Genomic DNA, 19,133 nt, shown 5'->3' with positions numbered 1-19,133 from the left:
GCCCCGGATTCAACCGTCCGGGCGAGCAGCAACGGCACGACGGGACGCCAGGCAATAGGTCGAGTCGACGGTCATGAATGGCAGCGGGGCGTAGCCGGCCGGTGCGCCTTGCGCCGTGACCCGTCGTAGGGTGGGGGGATGGGCATGCTCTGCGCGGTCAGCTTCAACCGGTACGGGCGGCTCTACTACCTCGACCCGGGCGAGTTGCGCCCGCAGGTGGGCGACCGGGTGCTGGTGCCCACCGATGACGGGCCCGAGGTGGCGGAGTGCGTGTGGGCCGCGCAGTGGGTGACCGAGGAGACCGACGGTTTCCCCCGCCTGGTCGGGTTGGCCGGCGACGACGACCTCCGCCGGGACGAGGCGTTGCGTCGGCGCAAGGCCGAGGCCAAGGTGGCCGCGAAACGGCTGATCCGCTCGCACGGCCTGCCGATGAAGGTGGTGGCGGTCGACCATGTGCTCGGCTCCGCCGAGAGCGGTGAGCGCAGCACCGTCTACTTCACCGCCCCGCACCGGGTGGACTTCCGGTCCCTCGTCCGCGACCTGGGGGCGACCCTGCACTGTCGGGTGGAGCTGCGCCAGCTCTCCGCCCGCGACTCCGCGCGGGTGCAGGGTGGCATCGGCTCCTGCGGTCGGGACCTGTGCTGCGCCACGTTCCTCACCGACTTCGAGCCGGTGACCATCCGGATGGCGAAGGACCAGGACCTGCCGCTCAACCCGCTGCGCATCTCCGGCGCGTGCGGGCGGCTGATGTGCTGCCTCAAGTACGAGCACCCGCTGTACCAGCGCTTTCAGGAGACCGCCCCGGCGGTCGGCAGTCGGGTCTCCACCCCCGAGGGTGACGGTCGGGTCGTCGGTCACAGCGTCCCCCGTGACGCGGTGACCGTACGCCTGGACGCCGACGGCTCGCGCTCCATGTGCTCCCGCGCCGACGTCTGCGGCTCCCGCCAAGCCCACAACCAGCAATACACCCCCTAACCCCCACCCCCTAACCCCCCCACCCCCACCCCCACCCCCACCCGCGCACCGCCGCCTTTCCGCCCCGTTGATCATGAAGTTATCGCCACCTGGCGCGGCGTGTCGGGGCAATAACTTCATGATCAACGCGGGTGGGGCGGTGTGGGGTTGGGGTGGGTTGGTCAGCGCAGGACTGTGGGGGGTTCGGTCAGGCGGGGGGTCAGGGGGGACTTGGGGGTCAGCCAGCTTTGGGTGGGGGACTGGTCGGGGTTCACCTTCCAGTCGCGGGAGACCCGGTCCACGCCGAGCGGGTAGATGGTCAACGTGCCGTCCGGGTCGATGCGCAGTCGCAGGAACGACTTCGAGTCCTCGATGCCCTGGCCGGCGAAGAGTTCGTTGACGTTCACTCCGAACGAGCCCGCCACCAGCAGGTACGCCGCCACCAGTTGGCTGGCCACCAGACCGATCACCGGGCCGTAGAGCACCGCCGCGGCGACCGCCGGCAGCGGCCACGGCCAGCCGTAGAACGGCAGCGCCAACCACACCCAGGTGCCGCCCGCCGCCAGGGCTACCTGCGCCACGCCGTGGCCGACGCCGAGGATCCAGTGCCGCGCGTGGCGTTTGCCGCTCGCGCTCGGCGGCTTCGCGAACAGGGCCGCCGCGATCACCGTCACCAGCACCATCACCACCAGCGGGACGCTGAACAGCCGCTGGTCGGTGCTGTCGGCCCAGTTCGCCGTCGCACCGGCCATGGCCAGCATCAGCAGGGTGTGCAGGGTGCCGAGCAACGTGGTGAAGCCGGGATTACGGAACGGCAACCGGGGGAAGATGCCCCAGCCGTAGCGGCGCGACCGCGCGGCGTCCGGGTAACGGGCCACCAGGTCGTACGGCTGGGCGGTGCTGGCCTTGCGGGCGAGGGTGTCCCGCGGCGGCACCTCGATGCGTTCCGGCAGTTTGTGCGTGGGGTAGAGGTACGCGCCGCCCCCACCGCAGGTGATCAGCTGCCGGTCGGCGCCCGAGTAGCGGGCGTAGTGGTGCAGGTCGCCCGAGAGCAACAGCCGTACCCGCGCCCCGGTCGGGTCGATGATCGTGCGGATGAAGTAGTCGATCGAGTCGTACGCGGTGGGGTCGTCGGCGGCCTTGACCCAGGTCGGTGCCGGCGCTGCGATGATCACCTTGGACTCCGGCCCGAGCCGGCGGGCCACCTCGTCGAAGTAGGCCAGCTGCGGGTCGTCCAGGTACGAGCCGGACTGGTCGTCCACGCCGAGCAACCACCAGTCGGCCGGCAACTCCACGGCGAAGTACGACCGGGACTGCCCGGTGCCCCAGCCCGCGAAGTTGCGGTCCCGGGAGCGGACGAACAACCGCAGGAACGCGGTGAGGCCGTCGTACCAGTCATGGTTGCCCGGCACCGCGAAGAGCGTCGGCTTCTCTGCCGGTGCCACCGGAAGGGCTGCCTGGTAGGGGCCCTTGCACCGGTCCTCGTACGCGGCGTAGGCCGCCGACGGGTACACCTGGTCGCCGCCCATCACCAGCGTCTGCGCCCGGGGCAGGCGGTGCCCGTCGACGGTCAGCTCGGGTTGCGCCAGCAGGTACGCCACCGAATACGTAGCGTTGAAGCCGTCGCCGAGGTCGGCCACGTAGTCGAGCCACAGCCCGCCGTCCGGCCCGACCTGGCGGAAGATGTCGTCGCCGAACGCGTTCTGCAACTCGCGCTTGTCGAGGTACGCCCCGAAGAGCACCGCCAGCAGCGTCCGGAGGCCGGTGCTGATTAACAGGAACGGCGCCAGCCACGGCACCGGCTTGCGCGGCGTGAAGCCCAACTCCAGCGGGTCGGTGCTACGCGGCCGGTGCGCGACGCGTTCACCGGCCGGCGGTGGGTCAGGACGCTCGGGCTGGGGAAAATCGTCGCGTTCGTCGCTCACCCGCCGCAGCGTAGTCCCGGACCCGATCATCCGCTGTCTGGTAATCGTCCAGATGGCAGCCGATGTCCGGTTGGTGCTGACCGGCGCGACGGGGGTATCCCGTTCGGTCGGTGGCGGCGGGGTGCCGTACACTTGCTGATCGTTGCCGCCTTAGCTCAGTCGGCTAGAGCGACGCACTCGTAATGCGTAGGTCGACGGTTCGATTCCGTCAGGCGGCTCGGTACGGAAGCCCAGGTCATCGGCCTGGGCTTCTGCCGTTTCCCAAGGTAGATCACGGTCGGCGCTGCTTCCGGGTCCCGGCCACGGAGCTGGTGCCGATCAGGGCTCCCGTCGTCCGACGATGATGCCGCCGAGCCGGCTCTCCGCCGAGGTGACGGTGGTCTGCGAGTCGATCGTGAAGCCGCTCTGGCGTAGCCAGGCCGCCACCTGGGCCGGCTGCCGACGATGGACACGCACGCTCATCGGGTGCCCGCCGTACCCCTCGGTCTTGAGGGTCGTTTCGTCGCCCACGTGGAAGCCGAGCAGCAGCGGGCCGCCGGGGCGTATCACCCGCCGGAAGTGGGCGAACACGACGTCGATCTGGTCGTCGGGGATGTGGATGAGGGAGTACCAGGCGACCAGGCCGGCGACCGAGCCGTCGGCCAGGTCCAGGTCGGTCATCGAACCGACCTCGAACCTCAGCTCACTGTGGTCACGGCGGGCCACGTCGATCATTCCGGGCGAGAGGTCGATCCCGAAGGCGTCCACGCCGAGCGTGTGCAGGTGGGCGGTGATGCGCCCCGTCCCGCAGCCCACGTCCGCGACCGGCCCACCGCCGGCGGCCAGCACCAGCTGCGCGAACGAGGCCAGAGCGGCTCGTTCGTGCGGTGCCCCCGCGAGGAGGTCACGCACCAGGCGTGCGTAGCTGACTGCCACCGTGTCGTAGGAGGTGCGAGTATCAGACAGCCAGCCGTCCACCGTCACGACGCCAACGTTAGTCCAGCGACATGACCGGCACCTTGGAGGCGTCCACCCATGACTCCCGCACCCGTGATCGTGAGTCTGCCCATCGCCGACCGTCCCACCTCCTACCGGTTCTACCGCGACGGCCTCGGCCTCGAAGCCGTGGGCGAGTTGGCCGACGACGGCCTCCCGGAACCGTTGCAGTTCGTGGTCAATGACGGGCTGCGCCTGATGCTCGTCCCGACCGGCGGCTTCGGTTGGGTGATCGGCCGGCACGAGGTCGCCCCGAGAGGCCAGAGCGAGTGTCTGCTGAGCCTCACCGTCGACTCGCTTGTCGACGCGGACGCGGTCGTCGAGCGGGCCCGCGCTGCCGGCGCCGAGGTCATCAGCGAGACGTCCGACTACCCCTGGGGGTACGCGGGCGTCTTCGCCGACCCGGACGGTCACTTGTGGATGGTCTCCGTCGCGGAATCCTGAAAGCGTCGGTGGTGGTGGTTACGGTCTTGCGGTGACCGTGACCACGGATGCCCCTGGAACGCTGCCCACCCCTGCCGACGAGGCCCGGCTGTGGGCACTCATCGAGGTCGCCTGGGCCGGGCTGGGCGAGGAGCCACTGGCGCTGCGCCGGGCCATCGTCGAGCGCGACCCCGCTGATGACGACGGCGACGACGATGATGGCCCGTCCTACGCGATCGACGCCTGGCTCGATGCCTTCCTGGACCGGCTCGGGCAGTTGACCGTCGAGCTGACCGGGCAGGAGTTGACGGATCTCGACCGGGTGGTGGAGCGCAAGCTGCACGACATCGACCGGGAGGAGATCCACGAGGTGACCGACGGGTCGGACGACGGCTTCCTCTACGCCCGAGGTTTCATAGTGGCCCTGGGTCGGGCCTACTACGAAGCCGTGCGTGCCGACCCCGCGATGGCGCTGCTGGACGCCGACTGTGAAGGCATGTGTTACCTCTTCGCGCACCTGCACAACGACCGGTTCGGTTCATGGCCGGAGACCGGCTCGGGGATCTCCCGGGAGTCGTTCGGCAACCCGGCCGGCTGGTCGGCCTGATCGGAGGCCGGGTCGTGCTGCGGGATCAGACGTAGATCTTCGTGGCGTACTCCGGGCCGTAGTGCCGTTCCAGATCTTCGAGGCTCTCCGTCGGGGCCTCGACCTCCTTGATCAGGCGTGCCCGCGACGGCAGTGCCTCGGGTTCCCAGGTCTCCGGCCGCCACAGCGCGGACCGCAGGAACGCCTTCGCGCAGTGGTAGAAGATCTGCTCGATCTCCACCACCACGGCGAGCACCGGCCGGTGCCCCTTGACCACCATGTCGTCGAACCAGGGCGCGTCGCTGACCAATCGGGCCCGCCCGTTGATGCGCAGCGTGTCGGTCCGCCCGGGGATCAGGAAGAGCAACCCGATGTGCGGGTTGTCGAGGATGTTGCGGTAGCCGTCGGCCCGCTTGTTGCCGGGTCGCTCGGGCAGCGCGATCGTCGTCTCGTCCAGGACCAGGGCGAACCCGGCCGGGTCGCCCTTGGGCGAGACGTCGCAGCTGCCGTCCGCGCCGGCCGTGGCCATCAGACAGAACGGCGAGGCCCCGAGCCAATCGCGGTCCCGTTCGTGCAGGCGGGCGCGGTCCTTGTTGGCGGCCCGCGCGCTCGGCTCACCGAGCAACTCGCGCAACTCCTCGTGCGAGGTGATCTCCACCGTCACGTTGATCCTCCCTCAGCCGTTGACCCGGTGGTGGGCACCACCGTCGTCAGCCTAGGCCGCCGTGACCAGCGCGAGGTTTGTGCCGGGTTGCCGGGGGTACGGCCTCACCCGACGCGCCCGCCGACGTGGACCGTTCCGCAGGACGCCGACCAGTGGAGGCCGGGAGATGGAGAGCCGACTCAAGGTGCTGGGGCACCCAGTCCATCCGATGCTGGTGATGTTCCCGGTCGCGCTGCTGGCCACGGCGGTGCTGTTCGACCTGGTGGACACCGTCGGCGGTCCCGACTTCCTCGGCGAGGTCGCGTACTGGAACATCACCGTCGGCCTGATCGGCGGCCTGCTCGCCGCGGCGGCCGGCTCGTTCGATCTGCTGGCGATACCGAGCGGCACCCGCGCCAAGCGGGTGGGTCTGCTGCACGCCGGCGCCAACGTCGCGGTGATCCTGCTCTTCGCCGCCGTGTGGGCGGTGCGGCTCAACGCGGACTCCCGGGCCGCCGGCGGGGCGCTGATCGCCATCGAGCTGGTCGCGTTGGCGATTCTCGGCATCAGCGCCTGGCTCGGTGGCGAGCTGGTCGACCGGCTCGGTGTGGGCGTCGACAGTGACGCCGGCTTGGACGCGCCCAGCTCACTACGGCCGCCGACGGCCGCCCAGCGGATCGGAGAGGTGTGATGAGCGAGCAGCAGTTCGGCGGCTTCGGCCGGGGGTGGCGGGGCAACCGGCAGCAGGGCTGGGACCCGATGGGGGAGTTGCAGTCGCTGCGCTCCGAGTTGAGTCGCCTGGTCGGTGGTCGCGGCGGGGCGTCCGACGTCGAGTTGACCGAGACCTCGGACGGCTGGGAGGTCGTCGTCCGGTTGCCCGGGGTGGCGCCGGAGGAGGTGGCCGTCGAGTTGGACGACCGCGAGTTGTGCGTGCGGGCCCGCTCGGAGGCGGAGGTCAACGCCGACCATGGCATCCCGGGCGGCTTCGAGACGCGCGGCTTCGAATACCGGGTCAACCTGCCGGCGCGGGTCGACCCGGACACCATCGACGCGGTGATGGACCACGGCCTGCTCCGGGTGCGGCTGCCACGGGCGACGCGGCCCGCGCCGCGCACCATCACCGTCGGCCGCACCGGGCCGCGCTCCGGCGGCCTCTCCACGGGTACGCCGATGCCAGCCGATCCCGCCGCGGACCGGGAGCTGCACCGCCCGGACACCGCCGGCGAGATCGACCGGCCGTAGCGGGTCGGGTGGCAACCCCGTCCGTGCTCGGCCCGACCGCCGAGCGCCTTCCCGAGGTACGGCGGATCGCCGTGCTGCGCGCCAACGCGCTCGGTGACTTCATCTTCGCCCTGCCGGCGCTGGACGCCTTGCGCGGCGCGTACCCCTCGGCGGAGATCGTGCTGCTCGGGGCGCCGTGGCACGCGAAGCTCTGGCGTGACCGGCCCGGCCCGGTGGACCGGGTGCTGGTGGTGCCGCCGGCACCCGGCATCCGTACACCGGAGCCGGGCGAGCCGGAGTCGTCGGGGGACGACTTCGTGGCCGCTGCCGCCGCGATGGAATTCGACCTGGCGGTGCAGATCCACGGCGGGGGTGCCAACTCCAACCCGCTGATCAGCCGGCTCGGTGCCCGGTTGACCGTCGGCCTGCGCGCCGACGACGCGCCGCCGCTGGACCGGTGGCTGCGCTACGTCTACTACCAGCACGAGGTGATCCGCTACCTGGAGGTGGTGGCGCTGGCGGGAGCGGCGGCCACCACCATCACGCCGACGCTGGCGGTGACCGACGCCGACCGGGCCGAGGCCGCCCAGGTGCTCGGCCCGGCGAGCCGTCCCCGGGTGGCGTTGCATCCGGGTGCCACCGACACCCGCCGCCGCTGGCCCGCCGAGCGCTTCGCCGAGGTGGCCGGTGCGCTGCACGAGGACGGCTACGAGGTGCTGGTCACCGGCACGCCCTCCGAACAGGAGGTGGTGGACCGGGTCGTCGCCGCGGCGCAGGTGCCGGTGCGCCCACAGGTGGGCACGCTCAGCCTGGGTGGGCTGGTGGGCTGCTACGCCGACTGCGCGTTGGTCGTCTCGAACGACACCGGCCCGCTGCACCTGGCCGCCGCGGTGGGCACGCCAACGGTGGGCATCTTCTGGGTCGGCAACCTGATCAACGGGGCCAGCCCGCTGCGGGGCCGGCACCGCCCGATCAGCTCGTGGACGGTGCACTGCCCGGTCTGCGGGGTCGACTGCACGCCGGGCATCTATCCGCACCGACCCGGCGACGGTGACTGCCCGCATCGGGACTCGTTCGTGACCGACGTACCGGTGATCGAGGTGCTGGAAGCCGCCCGGGAGTTGCTCACCCGGTAGTTTCAGGCCGGCTGTGGGGTGTCCTCCTCGGCGAGGACGACCTCCCACGCCTCCACGTCCCGGTCGGTGACGGTGGTGGGGGACTCCAGGTGGTACGCGCCGCTGGGCAAGATACCCGCGCCGCCGTAGCGGGACATCACGGCGAGCTGCGCCGCCACGTCCTCGCCCTGGTGCTTCTCCTGCACCCGACGCCAGAAGTCGAAGCCGCCGGCGTCGACGAGCTTGGCCCGGTCGTAGAGCACGCACCCGCCGATCCAGGAGACCTTGTACGCCCGCCACGCGCCCGGCGGCAGCGCCAACTGCTCGGTGATGTGCAGCAGGTTCGCAGCCGAGTGGATCCGGGCCCGGTTCCACTGCGGGGTGTCGGGCCGGATGCGCTCCGGTGTGGGCGGCCCGACCCACTCCTCGTAGTGGCCGTGCGATTCCGGCCGCACGTCGTCAGTGTAGGAGAGCCCGTGTACGCCGTTGCCGACGAAACCGCAGCCCAGCTCACCGATCGCGGCGACCAGTCGGTGCAGCGCACCCGGTTCCAGCCAGATGTCGTCGTCGAGGCTGAGGACGTACCGGGCGGCCGAGGCGGCCAGCAGGTAGGCCCGGTGTTCGGCCAACCCCCGTCGGGGCAGCCGGCGGGTCAGCAGCACCGGGTGACCCCGGTGGCGCAGCGCCCGGACCATTGTGGCCGCGGCGGGATGCGCGTACGCCGGATCCCCGTCGGACTGATCGCTGACGACCACGCCGAAACCGGGCACCCCGTCCTGGGCCGCGAGCCCGCCCAGGGTGACGGCCAGTTCGGCGGGCCGGTTGCGGGTCGGAATCAGCACGTCGACCAGCCGGTCGGCGCGGAACTCCTCCGGGGTGCCGACGTCGAGGGGCCGGTTCACGACGCCTGGGTGCGGGTGCGCAGCGACGGGTCGGGCTTTCGGTCGTCGAGGCGTGGCGACGGGTCCTGGCTGTGCGACCGGATCCGCTCGATGATCGCGGAGGTGGACCGGTCCGGCACGTACCCCAGGGTGCGCACCTGGCCGCCGAGGCGGCGCACCAGCGGTGCCTCCGGCACCAGCTCCGGCGGATAGTCGCCGCCCTTGACGTACACGTCCGGTCGGACCGCCTCGATCAGCGCCGTCGGTGAGTCCTCCTCGAAAACCACCACGTGGTCCACGCAGGCCAGCGCGGCCAGCAGGGCACCCCGGTCCTCGACCGGGTTGACCGGCCGGTCCGGGCCCTTCAGCCGACGAACGCTGCCGTCCGAGTTGACCGCCACGATGAGCAGGTCGCCCAACGCGCGGGCCTGCTCCAGGTAGCGCACATGCCCGCGATGCAGCACGTCGAAGCAGCCGTTGGTGAAGACCACCGACCGTCCCGCCTCGCGGTACCCGGCGACGATCGTGTCCAACTCGTCGCCGCTGACCAGCGCGGGGTGGCCCGCGGTGTCGGTCGGCTGCTCCAGGGTGGCCAGCAGGTCGTCGCGTCGGCACACACAGGTGCCGGTGTCCGAGACGGTGATGGTGGCCGCGAGTTGGGCGAGTTGGGCGGCGGTGGGCAGGGGCGCGTCGGCGGCCAGGGCCAACGTCATCGCCGCCAGGTACGCGTCGCCGGCGCCCACGGCGTGGCTTGCCGGCACCGGAGTGCTGTGGCTGCGGCGTGGCTCCCCGTCGGCGCCGCCGACCACCGCGCCCTCGGTGTCCAGGGTCACCGCGACCACGTCGGCACCGGTGTGCGCACGCAGTTCGGCCAGCCGCGACTTGGCCAGGACGGCCCGGTCGACGCCCTCGCCGGCCCGGGTGTTCACTGTGACGCCGGTACCGGTGACGCTGAGCCCGTCGCCGGTCAGGGCGACCCGTCCCTCGCCCGGGGTGGGCTCGCCGACCGGCCCCGGGCGGTCGGCCCGGATCACTTCGGCGTCGGTGTCGTCGACGCGTACCGCCCCGGGGGCCGCGCCGACGGTCATTTCGGAGGGCCCGTCGGCGGGGTCGGCGTCCGGGTGTGCCAGGTGCAGTTCGGTCCCGCCGGTCGGTCGGGTCGTACCGCCCGCGCGGGCCAACAGTCGGGTGGCCTCGGCGAAGCTGGGCGTGACCACTGTCGGCGCGAGACCCCGCCAGTCGGCCAGGTCGTGGGCGTCCAGCGCGACTGTGGCGTACCGCTGGCGGTTCTCGACCAGCCACGCGCGGACCGGCGCGGGCAGCGCGCCCAGGCCGTAGTCGCAGACCACCAGGGTCGGGGCCTCCCCACCGGCGGCGGCGCGCAACTCCTCGGTGGCGCAGCTCAGGGCGGTGAGCAGCCGGCTCACCCCGTCGTGGTCCAGCGCGTCCTCCGGGTCGCCGGAGTCCTCACGCAGCAGGATCTGGTTGCCGGCCAACATCCGCCGCTTGACCGGGGTGGGCCGCCCGGGTTGGTTGACGGTGCGGTCCCAGACGCTCGCGCGGTCCAGGCAGTCGTGCAGTTCGTCCCCGGCGACGTCGGCACCGACCGGCGCCACCAGCACCGCCCGGCCGCCGAGAGCGGCGACGTTGACGGCGGTGTTCGCGGCCCCACCGGCGGCGGAGATCCGCCGACGCAGGGTGAGGACCGGGGCGGGCGCCTCCCGGCAGAGCCGGTCGGAGTCGGCGAACCGCCATTCGTCCAACATGGCGTCACCGACGATCAGGACTGGGCGTCCGAGCCAGCTCTCCACGACGGTGGCGAGCCGGCGCTGCTCCGCTGCTGCTCCTGCCATGCCTCCCCGGGTCCCCAGCGGCCTGGCGGACAAACCTGCGCGCCGACCGGTCCCCGCCGCTGGTCAGGGGTCTTCGGCGGTTCCTGACCGGTCCGAGCCGGTCCGACACCGGTGCGACCTGTTTCGGGCGTTCGCGGGCGGGAAGGGGATTGAGGTACCCCCGGAAAGGAGATGTACCGAGATGGCAGCGACATTGCAGGGCAAGCGGGTCGCCTTCCTGGCCGCCGACGGCGTCGAGGAGGTCGAGTACGTCCAGCCACGCGAGGCGGTCGAGGCCGCCGGCGCTAAGGCCGAGTTGGTCTCGCTGAAGGCTGGTTCCATCCAGTCCTTCAACCACCTGGACCACTCCGAGACGTACGACGTGGACGTGACCGTCGACAAGGCCGACCCCGCCGGGTACGACGCGTTGGTGCTGCCCGGAGGCGTGGCGAACCCGGACTTCCTGCGGGGCGACCCGGACGCGGTGCGGTTCGTGAAGGCGTTCTTCGACGCGGGCAAGCCCGTCGGGGTGATCTGTCACGGCCCGTGGACGCTGATCGAGGCGGACGTGGTGCGGGGCCGCCGGATCACCTCCTGGCCCACCCTGCGTACCGACCTGACCAACGCGGGAGCCACCTGGGTGGACGAGGAGTGCGTCACCGACGGCAACCTGACCAGCAGCCGCAAACCCCACGACCTCCCCGCCTTCTGCGCAACGATCACCAAAACCTTCACAACCCCCTAGGTCCCCTCCCCAACCCCTGTTGACCATGAAGTTATTGCCACCTCGCGCGGCGTGTCGTGGCAATAACTTCATGATCAACGCTGGCGGGGCGGGGCGGGGGCGGGGCGGGGGCGGGGCGGGGCGGGGGTGGGGGTGGGGTGGGGGTGGGGGTGGTTTTTTGGTGGGTTGGCGCATGGTTTGTTGGTTGCGGGATAGACGGCCACATGACCACCGAAGCCTCGGATGCGCCGGTGCTGAACCGTCAGCAGATCCGGCTGCTCATGCTGGGCCTGATGACCGGCATGTTGCTGGCCGCCCTCGACCAGACCATCGTCGGTACGGCGCTGCCGACCATCGTGGGCGAGTTGGGCGGGATCAACCACTACTCCTGGGTGGTCACCGCGTACCTGCTCGCCTCGACCGCGTCGACGCCGCTCTACGGCAAGATGGCCGACCTGTACGGGCGTCGGCCGGTCTTCCTCTTCTCGATCGGCACGTTCCTGGTCGGGTCGTTGCTGGCCGGGCTGTCGCAGAACATGACCCAACTGATCGTCACCCGGGGTATCCAGGGTCTCGGTGCCGGTGGTCTGCTGACGCTCGCGTTCACCATCATCTCGGACGTGGTGTCACCCCGGGAACGTGGTAAGTACCAGGGCCTGTTCGGCGCGGTCTTCGGGATCTCGTCGGTCGCCGGGCCGCTGGTGGGCGGTTACTTCGCGGAGACCGACTGGCGGTGGATCTTCTACATCAACGTGCCGCTGGCGATCCTGGCGATCGTCGTCTGCTACCACGTGATGCGGCTGATCCCGTTCGAACGTCGGGACCACTCGATCGACTGGCTCGGTGCCGGCCTGCTGGTGGCCGGGGTGAGTTCCCTGCTGCTCGCGCTGAGCTGGGGCGGCAACGAGTACGCCTGGGGCTCCGGTGTGATCATCACGCTCTTCGTGGTCGGTGCGGTGCTGGGGGTGCTCTTCGTCCTCCAGGAGGCCCGGGTGGCCGAGCCGATCCTGCCGCTGCGGCTGTTCCGGAGCGCCACCTTCGCGTTGGCCAACTCGGCGCTGCTCATCATCGGTCTGGTGATGTTCGGTTCGATCATCTTCATTCCGCTGTACCTGCAGATCGTGAAGGGCGCCTCGCCGACCCAGAGCGGTCTGCTGATGCTGCCGATGATGGCCGGCATCATCATCACCTCGATCCTGACCGGCCGCGCGATGACCCGGATCGGCCGGTACAAGTGGTTCCCGGTGGCCGGTTCGGTGACCCTCCTGGCCGGTATGTTCCTCTTCACCCAGTTGGAGGTGGCCACCTCGCTCTGGGTGGCGTTCGGCTTCATGGTGGTGATCGGCGTCGGGCTGGGCCTGTGCATGCAGTCGCTGATCCTGGCGGTGCAGAACGCGGTGTCGGTACGCGACCTGGGCGCCGGCACCTCCTCGGCGACCTTCTTCCGGTCGCTGGGTGGTTCGTTCGGGGTGGCGATCCTCGGCACTGTGCTCTCGTCCCGGCTGACCGGTGGGCTCGCCGACCGGTTGCCCGGCGCGATCGCCCAGCTCCCGCCGCAGGAGCAGGCCGCGGTCGCGGCGAGCGGCGGTGCCAACATCTCGATCAACGACCCGGCCACCATCCTGGCCCTGCCGGGGCCGGTACGCGCGGCAATCCAGGGCGCCTTCGTCGACGCGCTGGACATGGTCTTCCTGACCGCCGGCCTGATCGCGATCGTGGCGGTGCTGGTCACCCTGATGCTGCCCAACACCCAACTACGGGGTGCCGGCCCGCAGGGTGCCACCGGTGGCGCGGACCCGCTCGGCGGGGAGGCCCCGGCACCGGGCGGCAAGCCGTTGACCCGCGAGTCGAAGGAGGAGGCCGCCGCCGACATGGAGGCCAAGTCCCAGACGATGATCTGATCGTCGCGACACCGGCCGCCCCGGATCGCTCCTGGGCGGCCGGCATCCGCCGGGGCGTCGGTGATGGATCAGGCGGGGCGGCGGTACGCGCCGTACCACCAGGTCGCGGCCAACTCCCGGGCGGCTGCCGCGTCGGTCTCGGGGTCGGCCGAGGTGGTGCTGACGTGGTCGGCGAGGAAGCGGTCGCCGCCGAGCACGATCAGCCGGCTGGCCGTCGTCACGTCCAGGTCGGCGGGGGTACGCCCGGCCTGTTGCTCGATCTGGAGCGCGTCAACGGTGCGGGCCACGAACTGCTCCAGCCCGGCCGCCCAGTACTCCCGGACCACCTCGTCGTACGCGGCGACCTCGCTGACCGCGGCCAGCACCGGGGCGTACGTCCGGTATATCCGGATCACGTCGGCGAAGGCCTCGGTGAGCCGTGCGAGCGGGTCGCCGGAGCCGGCCGGGTCCCATTCGCCGGTGCGGTCGAACGAGCTTTCCCGCATGGTGCCGGCGAGGCGCATGAGCAGTTCGGTCTTGTCGCGGAAGTGGATGTAGAAGGTCGACCGCGCCACGCCGGCCTCGGCGGCGATCCGCTGCACGCCGAGGTCGGTGAAGCGGATCCCCTCCTTCAGGAGTCGTTCGGTGGCCGCGAGCACCCGCGCTTCGACGGCCGCGCGTCCGTCGGGGTTGCGCGGGCGGCGGCGGGTGATCGAGGGCATAGCCGGAATCCTAGGTGGCCGGGGGCCGGGTGGGCGACGTACGCTCCTTGCCGGACACAGTGTCCGACATAGTGACCACGGAGTGCCTGACCTCGGCCTCCGACCCACCACGAGGAGCGACACACGTGAAGTACCGACTGCTGGGCACCACTGGGGTGTACGTCTCGGAGATCTCGCTCGGCGCGATGACCTTCGGCGGCAGCGGGCACCCGATCTACAGCACCCTGGGCGGGCTGGCGCTGCCCGAGGCCCAGCGCATGGTGGACACCGCCCTGGACGCGGGCGTCAACTTCGTCGACACCGCCGACGGCTACAGCGACGGCGAGAGCGAGGAACTGCTCGGCAAGGCCCTCGGCAAGCGACGTCGCGACGTCGTACTGGCGACGAAGGTGCACTCGCGGACGGGCCCCGGCCCGAACGACGTCGGCACCTCCCGGCTGCACATCATGCAGAACCTGGAGGACAGCCTGCGCCGACTGGGCACCGATCACATCGATCTGTACCAGATCCACAACTTCGACCAGATCACTCCCATGGAGGAGATGCTGCGCGCGCTCGACGACGCGGTCCGGCAGGGCAAGGTGCGCTACATCGGCGCCGCCAACTTCGCCGCCTGGCAGATCTCCAAGGCGCTGGGCATCTCCGCCCGGGAGAGGTTGGCAGGGTTCGTCTCGGTGCAGGAGTACTACTCGCTGCTGGGCCGGGACGTGGAGCGGGACGTGGTGCCGATGGCGCTCAACGAGGGTGTCGGGCTGACCGTCTGGAGCCCGCTCGCCGGCGGTTTCCTCTCCGGCAAGGTCAGCCGGGACGGTGCCGTCGCCGACAGTGGCGCGCGGAGCGCCCAGCCGGGCTACGCCAGCTTCACCCCGTTCGACCCCGAGCACGCCTTCGCAGTGGTCGACGTGCTCAAGGGTGTCGCCGAGCGGCACGAGGTGAGCCCGGCCCGGGTGGCGGTCGCCTGGCTGCTGTCCCGCCCGGCCGTGACCAGCGTGATCGTCGGTGCCCGCAAGCACGAGCAGTTGGTCGACAACATCGCCGCGTCGGATCTCACGCTGACCGAGCAGGACCTCGCCGAGCTGGACGAGGCCACCAAGCTGCCGGTCGCGTACCCGAACTGGATCCAGGAGGGATTCTTCGCCGGGATGCGCTACCCGCAGTAACGCGGCCCGGCCGACCTACTTGAGGATGAGCCGGTTCGTCTGCTCGAAGACGTCCAGGTCGGCAAGGGTTTCGATGACCGAGGTGGAGAGGGGGGCGGGAAACCGGTCGCGGGCGAAGAAGCCGGCGTCGGTGGTCTCGTCGGTGACCCGGGCCAACTGCCCGTCCCACTCCTCCACCTTGAACGCGGTGGTGAACACCTGGTACGTGTGCCCGTACATGTTGGTGCTCGTTCGGTCCGGGCCGGTGTAGAGGGCGAACGCGCAGACCCGCAGCGCGCGCAGGCCGGTCTCCTCACGGACCTCGCGTACCGCGCAGTCGGCGATCGACTCGCCCAGCTCCATCGCGCCGGCCGGCATGGCCCACTGGCCGTTGTCCGAGCGTTTGATCAGCAGAACGCGGCCGGCGTCGTCGTTGACCACGGCACGGGCGCCGACGAACATCAGCGTCCGGTCGCCGGCGATCGCCCGCAACTGCCCCACGTACGAGTCGGCCCACGAGATGCTCACCTGCGACAACTTACCGGGGGTTCCCAACGTGTGACCGCCGACACTAGCTTGTTACCCATGCGTAGCACGATGATGGACGCCCCTCTGCAGATCTCCCGGATCCTCGACCACGGCGCAGGGGTGCACGGCACGGCCGAGGTGGTCACCTGGACGGGCGCCGAGCCCCGCCGGATGACGTACGCCGAGGTGGGCCGGGCCGCCGCCCGGCTGGCACACGCGCTGCGCGACGAGTGTGGGGTGACCGGCGACGAGCGGGTCGCGACCTTCATGTGGAACAACAACGAGCACCTGGTTGCCTACTTCGCGGTGCCGAGCATGGGTGCGGTGCTGCACACGCTCAACATCCGGCTCTTCCCCGACCAGGTCGTCTACATCGCCAACCACGCCGAGGACCGGGTGGTCCTCGTCGACAGCACGCTCATCCCGCTGCTGGCCCGGGTGATCGGTGAGCTGACCACCGTGCGGCACGTCGTGGTGGTCGGCGGTGGCGACCCGGCGCCACTGGTGGAGGCGGCCGGCGACCGGATCACGGTGCACCACTGGGACGCGTTGCTCGCCGACCGGCCCGACGTGTACGACTGGCCCGAGGTGGACGAGCGCGACGCCGCCGCGCTCTGCTACACCTCCGGAACCACCGGCAACCCCAAGGGTGTGGCCTACTCGCACCGGTCGATCTACCTGCACTCGTTGCAGGTCTGCATGCCGGAGGGTTTCGGCCTCGGGCCGACCGACCGCGAGTTGGCCATCGTGCCGATGTTCCACGCCATGTCGTGGGGCCTGCCCTACGCGGCCTTCCTCTCCGGCGCATCGTTGATCATGCCGGACCGGTTCCTCCAGGCCGCGCCGATCGCCGAGATGATCGCCGCCGAGCGGCCCACCCTGGCCGGCGCGGTGCCGACCATCTGGACCGACCTGCTGGCCTACCTGGACACTCACGACGTGGACACCTCCTCGCTCGGTGAGGTGATCGTCGGCGGCTCGGCGTGCCCACCGGCGCTGATGCACGCGTTCGACGAACGGCACGGTATCGACGTCATCCACGCCTGGGGGATGACCGAGATGTCCCCGCTGGGGTCGGTCTCGCGTCCGCCCGCCGGTGCGACCGGTGACGATGCCTGGCGCTACCGCTACACGCAGGGGCGGGTGCCGGCGGGCGTGCAGGCGCGCATCGTCGGCCCGTCGGGCGACCCGATGCCCGCCGACGGCACGGCCGTGGGCGAGCTGGAGGTCCGAGGGCCGTGGGTGACCGCCCGGTACGTCGGTGACGACGCCCCGGACGAGGAGAAGTTCCGCGACGGCTGGCTGCGGACCGGCGACGTGGGCACCCTCTCGCCGGACGGGTATATCAACCTGACCGACCGCGCCAAGGACGTGATCAAGTCCGGTGGCGAGTGGATCTCGTCGGTGGAGTTGGAGAACGCGCTGATGGCCCACCCGGCGGTGCTGGAGGCGTGCGTGGTGGGGGTGCCGGACGAGCGGTGGGACGAACGTCCGCTGGCCACCGTCGTGCTCCGGGAGGGCGCTTCGGTGACCGCCGAGGAGTTGCGGGACTTCCTGGCCGGGTCGGTGGCGCGCTGGCAGTTGCCCGAGCGCTGGGCGTTCATCGACACGGTGCCGAAGACCAGCGTCGGCAAGTTCGACAAGAAGGTCGTCCGTTCGCGGTACGCCGAGGGTGAGCTGACTGTCCGGGAGCTGACAGCCCCGTAACGTTTTCCCCGGCACTGTCGCCTGTTGGGGCGGGAGTACTCCTGAACCCTCCCCAGGGGCGGCCCCGGCGTTCGCACCGCGCCGGGGCCGCCCGCTCCACGCGGGGTTACCCGCACCGTCATTGTTGCGAAACTTATTCGCTTCTGTCCTGCTGACGGAAAAATCGGGTGGTCGGCGACCCGATCAGGCGTCGCTGGTGGTGATGAGCACCTTGCCCACCGTCGCGTCCTCCACCGCCTGGTGCGCGGCGGCCGCCTCCGCCAACGGGTAGTAGTGCAACGGCAGGCCGGCGTCCGCGCCGACCCGGATGCCACCCTGGCTGGCCGCCGCCGCCACGTCCTTCACGCCCTGCGCCTTGGCCGCCTTCGGCTCGGTGTAGACCAGGACGAACTGCCAGCGGGCGTTCGGCGCCATCATCGCCCGGATCGGGATGCTCACCTCGTCCCCGCCGTTGTCGGCGTACATGCAGACCGCGCCGCCGTGCCGCAACACCTGTGCGTCGACCGAGGCGTTGCGGGCGGGGGCGACCTCCACGATCGTGTGGACCCCGTCGGGAGCGATCTTGTGGACCTCCTCGACCACGTCCTGCTCCCGATAGTTGATCACGAAGCTTGCGCCGGCTGCGGCGGCGAGCTGAGCCTTCTCCGCGCTGCTCACAGTGGCGATCACAGTCGCGTCGGCCCACCGGGCGAGCTGGATCGCGGCGTTACCGACCGCCCCCGCGCCGCCCTGCACCAGCACCGTGTGATCCGCCAACGCACCCGCCCGCAGCGTGTCCGGCATGAACTCGCCAGCGGTCAGACAGCGGTGCGCGGTGAGGAACGGAATGCCGAGGGCCGCGCCCAGCTCGAACGGAGCGGCACCGAGGCGTACCGCCTGCCGGACCGGCACCAGCGTGTACTCCGCCGTCGTGCCCCACTGGCGCTGCCAGGCGGCCTCCCAGACCCACACCCGCTCGCCGATCAGGTCGGGGTCGACCCCGTCGCCGACCGCCTCGACCAACCCCGCACCGTCCTGCCCGGGGATCTGCCACCCGTTCGGCGGGCCGTTGCGGCGGGACTTCCAGTCGGTCGGGTTCACCCCGGAGACCGCCATCCGCACCAGGACCTCGCCCGCGCCCGGCTCGGGCACCGGGCGGTCGACCAGGTGGAGCACCGAAGGGTCGCCGTTGCGCTCGTACACGATGGCCTTCATCCGTGGTCTCTACCCGGCTCGACCCGGGTCAACCCAGCTCGTCCACCAGCTCCGGGGTCAGCTCACCGATCGCGTCCAGCTTCACCACGGCCAGCGCGGCGGCGTCCGGATCGAGGGGGTACGAGCCGTGCGGCACCGCCACCACCCGCATGCCCGCCGCCGCGGCGGAACGCACACCGTTGGACGAGTCCTCCACCGCCACACACCGGGTCGGGTCGACGCCGAGGTGCTGCGCCACGCTCAGGTACACGTCCGGTGCGGGCTTGCCCCGCTCCGTCCGCTCGGTGGAGAGGGTCGCGCCGAACGCGTCGGTCAGGTCGGTCGCCGCCAGCGCCGCCTCGATCAGCCGGGTCGGCGACGAACTGGCCAACCCGAGCGGCCACCGCGCGGCCAGCCCGCGAACGACCTGGTCGGCGCCGTCGATCAGGGGTACGTGGTCCCGGTAGCGTCGGGCCATCTCCTCGACCACCTCGACGGCGACCTGCTCGGCGGTGCGGTCGACGCCCAGCTCTGCGCTGAGGTAGTGCGCCCACTCGCCGGTGCTCATCCCCATCAGTCGGCGTTGCGTGTCGGGCTGCCACGTCCCGCCGTGCGCAGCCACGTACGCCCGGCGGACCTCCTCCCACACCGGCTCGGAATCCACGATCACGCCGTCCAGGTCGAAGACCACCGCATCAGTCACGG

General features: G+C 71.1%; 19 protein-coding genes and 1 tRNA gene. 11 read left to right on the top strand and 9 right to left on the bottom strand.

Translation table 11 applies throughout. The annotated features are described in order from the left end of the window. Positions 1-138: 138 nt before the first annotated feature. Positions 139-975, top strand: coding sequence for a regulatory iron-sulfur-containing complex subunit RicT (gene ricT, locus AB0877_RS01855; protein ID WP_366605750.1), 837 nt, complete (start codon positions 139-141; stop codon positions 973-975). Positions 976-1,136: 161 nt separating this feature from the next. Here ricT and AB0877_RS01850 read toward each other — a convergent pair whose 3' ends face one another. Next, positions 1,137-2,909 carry a metallophosphoesterase gene (locus AB0877_RS01850; RefSeq protein WP_366605748.1) on the bottom strand — a complete coding sequence of 591 codons (1,773 nt, stop codon included), beginning with the start codon at positions 2,907-2,909 and terminating at the stop codon, positions 1,137-1,139. A gap of 114 nt (positions 2,910-3,023) precedes the next feature. On the opposite strand from AB0877_RS01850, the gene AB0877_RS01845 reads away from it, so the two are divergent. After that, positions 3,024-3,097: transfer RNA gene (locus AB0877_RS01845), tRNA-Thr, on the top strand. Positions 3,098-3,197: 100 nt separating this feature from the next. On the opposite strand, the gene AB0877_RS01840 is transcribed toward AB0877_RS01845, so the two are convergent. Then, positions 3,198-3,842, bottom strand: coding sequence for a class I SAM-dependent methyltransferase (locus AB0877_RS01840; protein WP_366605747.1), 645 nt, complete (start codon positions 3,840-3,842; stop codon positions 3,198-3,200). Between the two features lie 51 nt (positions 3,843-3,893). Here AB0877_RS01840 and AB0877_RS01835 point away from each other — a divergent pair, with 51 nt between their 5' ends. Together AB0877_RS01835 and AB0877_RS01830 are read left to right on the top strand one after the other, a co-directional pair. Further along, a complete protein-coding gene (locus AB0877_RS01835) occupies positions 3,894-4,298 on the top strand; it encodes a VOC family protein (protein ID WP_366605745.1) in 405 nt (134 codons plus the stop codon). Between the two features lie 31 nt (positions 4,299-4,329). Beyond that, positions 4,330-4,884, top strand: coding sequence for a DUF4240 domain-containing protein (locus tag AB0877_RS01830; protein ID WP_366605743.1), 555 nt, complete (start codon positions 4,330-4,332; stop codon positions 4,882-4,884). A gap of 25 nt (positions 4,885-4,909) precedes the next feature. Here the strand turns inward: AB0877_RS01830 and AB0877_RS01825 are convergent, their stop codons facing one another. Further along, entirely contained in the window at positions 4,910-5,527 is a 618-nt protein-coding gene (locus AB0877_RS01825; protein WP_366605742.1) for a pyridoxamine 5'-phosphate oxidase family protein, read from the bottom strand. A gap of 166 nt (positions 5,528-5,693) precedes the next feature. On the opposite strand from AB0877_RS01825, the gene AB0877_RS01820 reads away from it, so the two are divergent. The 3 genes from AB0877_RS01820 to AB0877_RS01810 are packed head-to-tail and all read left to right on the top strand — an operon-like array spanning position 5,694 to position 7,863. Continuing rightward, on the top strand, positions 5,694-6,197 hold the full coding sequence (locus AB0877_RS01820; protein WP_366605741.1) for a DUF2231 domain-containing protein: 504 nt from the start codon (positions 5,694-5,696) through the stop codon (positions 6,195-6,197). Beyond that, positions 6,197-6,748 (top strand): Hsp20/alpha crystallin family protein, encoded by a 552-nt coding sequence (locus AB0877_RS01815; protein ID WP_366605740.1) that lies wholly within the window; start codon positions 6,197-6,199, stop codon positions 6,746-6,748. Before AB0877_RS01820 ends, AB0877_RS01815 begins: the two co-directional genes overlap by 1 nt. 8 nt (positions 6,749-6,756) lie before the next feature. After that, the gene (locus tag AB0877_RS01810) at positions 6,757-7,863 is read left to right on the top strand and encodes a glycosyltransferase family 9 protein (RefSeq protein ID WP_366605738.1); all 1,107 of its coding nucleotides are present in this window, start codon (positions 6,757-6,759) and stop codon (positions 7,861-7,863) included. Between the two features lie 2 nt (positions 7,864-7,865). Here AB0877_RS01810 and AB0877_RS01805 read toward each other — a convergent pair whose 3' ends face one another. Next, the gene (locus AB0877_RS01805; RefSeq protein WP_366605736.1) at positions 7,866-8,744 is read right to left on the bottom strand and encodes a glycosyltransferase family A protein; all 879 of its coding nucleotides are present in this window, start codon (positions 8,742-8,744) and stop codon (positions 7,866-7,868) included. Continuing rightward, positions 8,741-10,576 carry a D-glycero-beta-D-manno-heptose 1-phosphate adenylyltransferase gene (gene rfaE2 / locus AB0877_RS01800; RefSeq protein WP_366605734.1) on the bottom strand — a complete coding sequence of 612 codons (1,836 nt, stop codon included), beginning with the start codon at positions 10,574-10,576 and terminating at the stop codon, positions 8,741-8,743. The genes AB0877_RS01805 and rfaE2 overlap by 4 nt, the downstream gene beginning before the upstream one ends. 181 nt (positions 10,577-10,757) lie before the next feature. On the opposite strand from rfaE2, the gene AB0877_RS01795 reads away from it, so the two are divergent. Both AB0877_RS01795 and AB0877_RS01790 read left to right on the top strand, forming a co-directional pair. Continuing rightward, on the top strand, positions 10,758-11,300 hold the full coding sequence (locus AB0877_RS01795) for a type 1 glutamine amidotransferase domain-containing protein (RefSeq protein WP_366605733.1): 543 nt from the start codon (positions 10,758-10,760) through the stop codon (positions 11,298-11,300). Positions 11,301-11,503: 203 nt separating this feature from the next. Next, positions 11,504-13,180, top strand: a complete 1,677-nt coding sequence (locus AB0877_RS01790) for an MDR family MFS transporter (protein WP_366605731.1) — start codon at positions 11,504-11,506, stop codon at positions 13,178-13,180. 68 nt (positions 13,181-13,248) lie between these two features. Here the strand turns inward: AB0877_RS01790 and AB0877_RS01785 are convergent, their stop codons facing one another. Continuing rightward, the gene (locus AB0877_RS01785; RefSeq protein ID WP_366605729.1) at positions 13,249-13,881 is read right to left on the bottom strand and encodes a TetR/AcrR family transcriptional regulator; all 633 of its coding nucleotides are present in this window, start codon (positions 13,879-13,881) and stop codon (positions 13,249-13,251) included. A gap of 125 nt (positions 13,882-14,006) precedes the next feature. On the opposite strand from AB0877_RS01785, the gene AB0877_RS01780 reads away from it, so the two are divergent. Continuing rightward, positions 14,007-15,041 (top strand): aldo/keto reductase, encoded by a 1,035-nt coding sequence (locus tag AB0877_RS01780; protein WP_366605727.1) that lies wholly within the window; start codon positions 14,007-14,009, stop codon positions 15,039-15,041. Positions 15,042-15,056: 15 nt separating this feature from the next. Here the strand turns inward: AB0877_RS01780 and AB0877_RS01775 are convergent, their stop codons facing one another. Beyond that, a complete protein-coding gene (locus AB0877_RS01775) occupies positions 15,057-15,548 on the bottom strand; it encodes an NUDIX domain-containing protein (RefSeq protein WP_366605725.1) in 492 nt (163 codons plus the stop codon). A gap of 57 nt (positions 15,549-15,605) precedes the next feature. Between AB0877_RS01775 and AB0877_RS01770 the strand changes: the two genes are divergently transcribed. Continuing rightward, positions 15,606-17,255 (top strand): fatty acid--CoA ligase, encoded by a 1,650-nt coding sequence (locus AB0877_RS01770; RefSeq protein WP_366605723.1) that lies wholly within the window; start codon positions 15,606-15,608, stop codon positions 17,253-17,255. A gap of 183 nt (positions 17,256-17,438) precedes the next feature. Here AB0877_RS01770 and AB0877_RS01765 read toward each other — a convergent pair whose 3' ends face one another. Both AB0877_RS01765 and AB0877_RS01760 read right to left on the bottom strand, forming a co-directional pair. Further along, positions 17,439-18,449, bottom strand: a complete 1,011-nt coding sequence (locus AB0877_RS01765; protein WP_366605721.1) for an NADPH:quinone reductase — start codon at positions 18,447-18,449, stop codon at positions 17,439-17,441. Between the two features lie 28 nt (positions 18,450-18,477). Then, on the bottom strand, positions 18,478-19,131 hold the full coding sequence (locus AB0877_RS01760; protein ID WP_366605720.1) for an HAD family phosphatase: 654 nt from the start codon (positions 19,129-19,131) through the stop codon (positions 18,478-18,480). Positions 19,132-19,133 lie beyond the last annotated feature (2 nt).

Origin of the sequence: Micromonospora sp. NPDC047644, assembly GCF_040704315.1 — a bacterium.
Taxonomy (GTDB): domain Bacteria; phylum Actinomycetota; class Actinomycetes; order Mycobacteriales; family Micromonosporaceae; genus Micromonospora.
The sequence above is the reverse complement of the archived record's forward strand: the minus strand, read 5'-3'. Positions and strand labels throughout refer to the sequence as shown.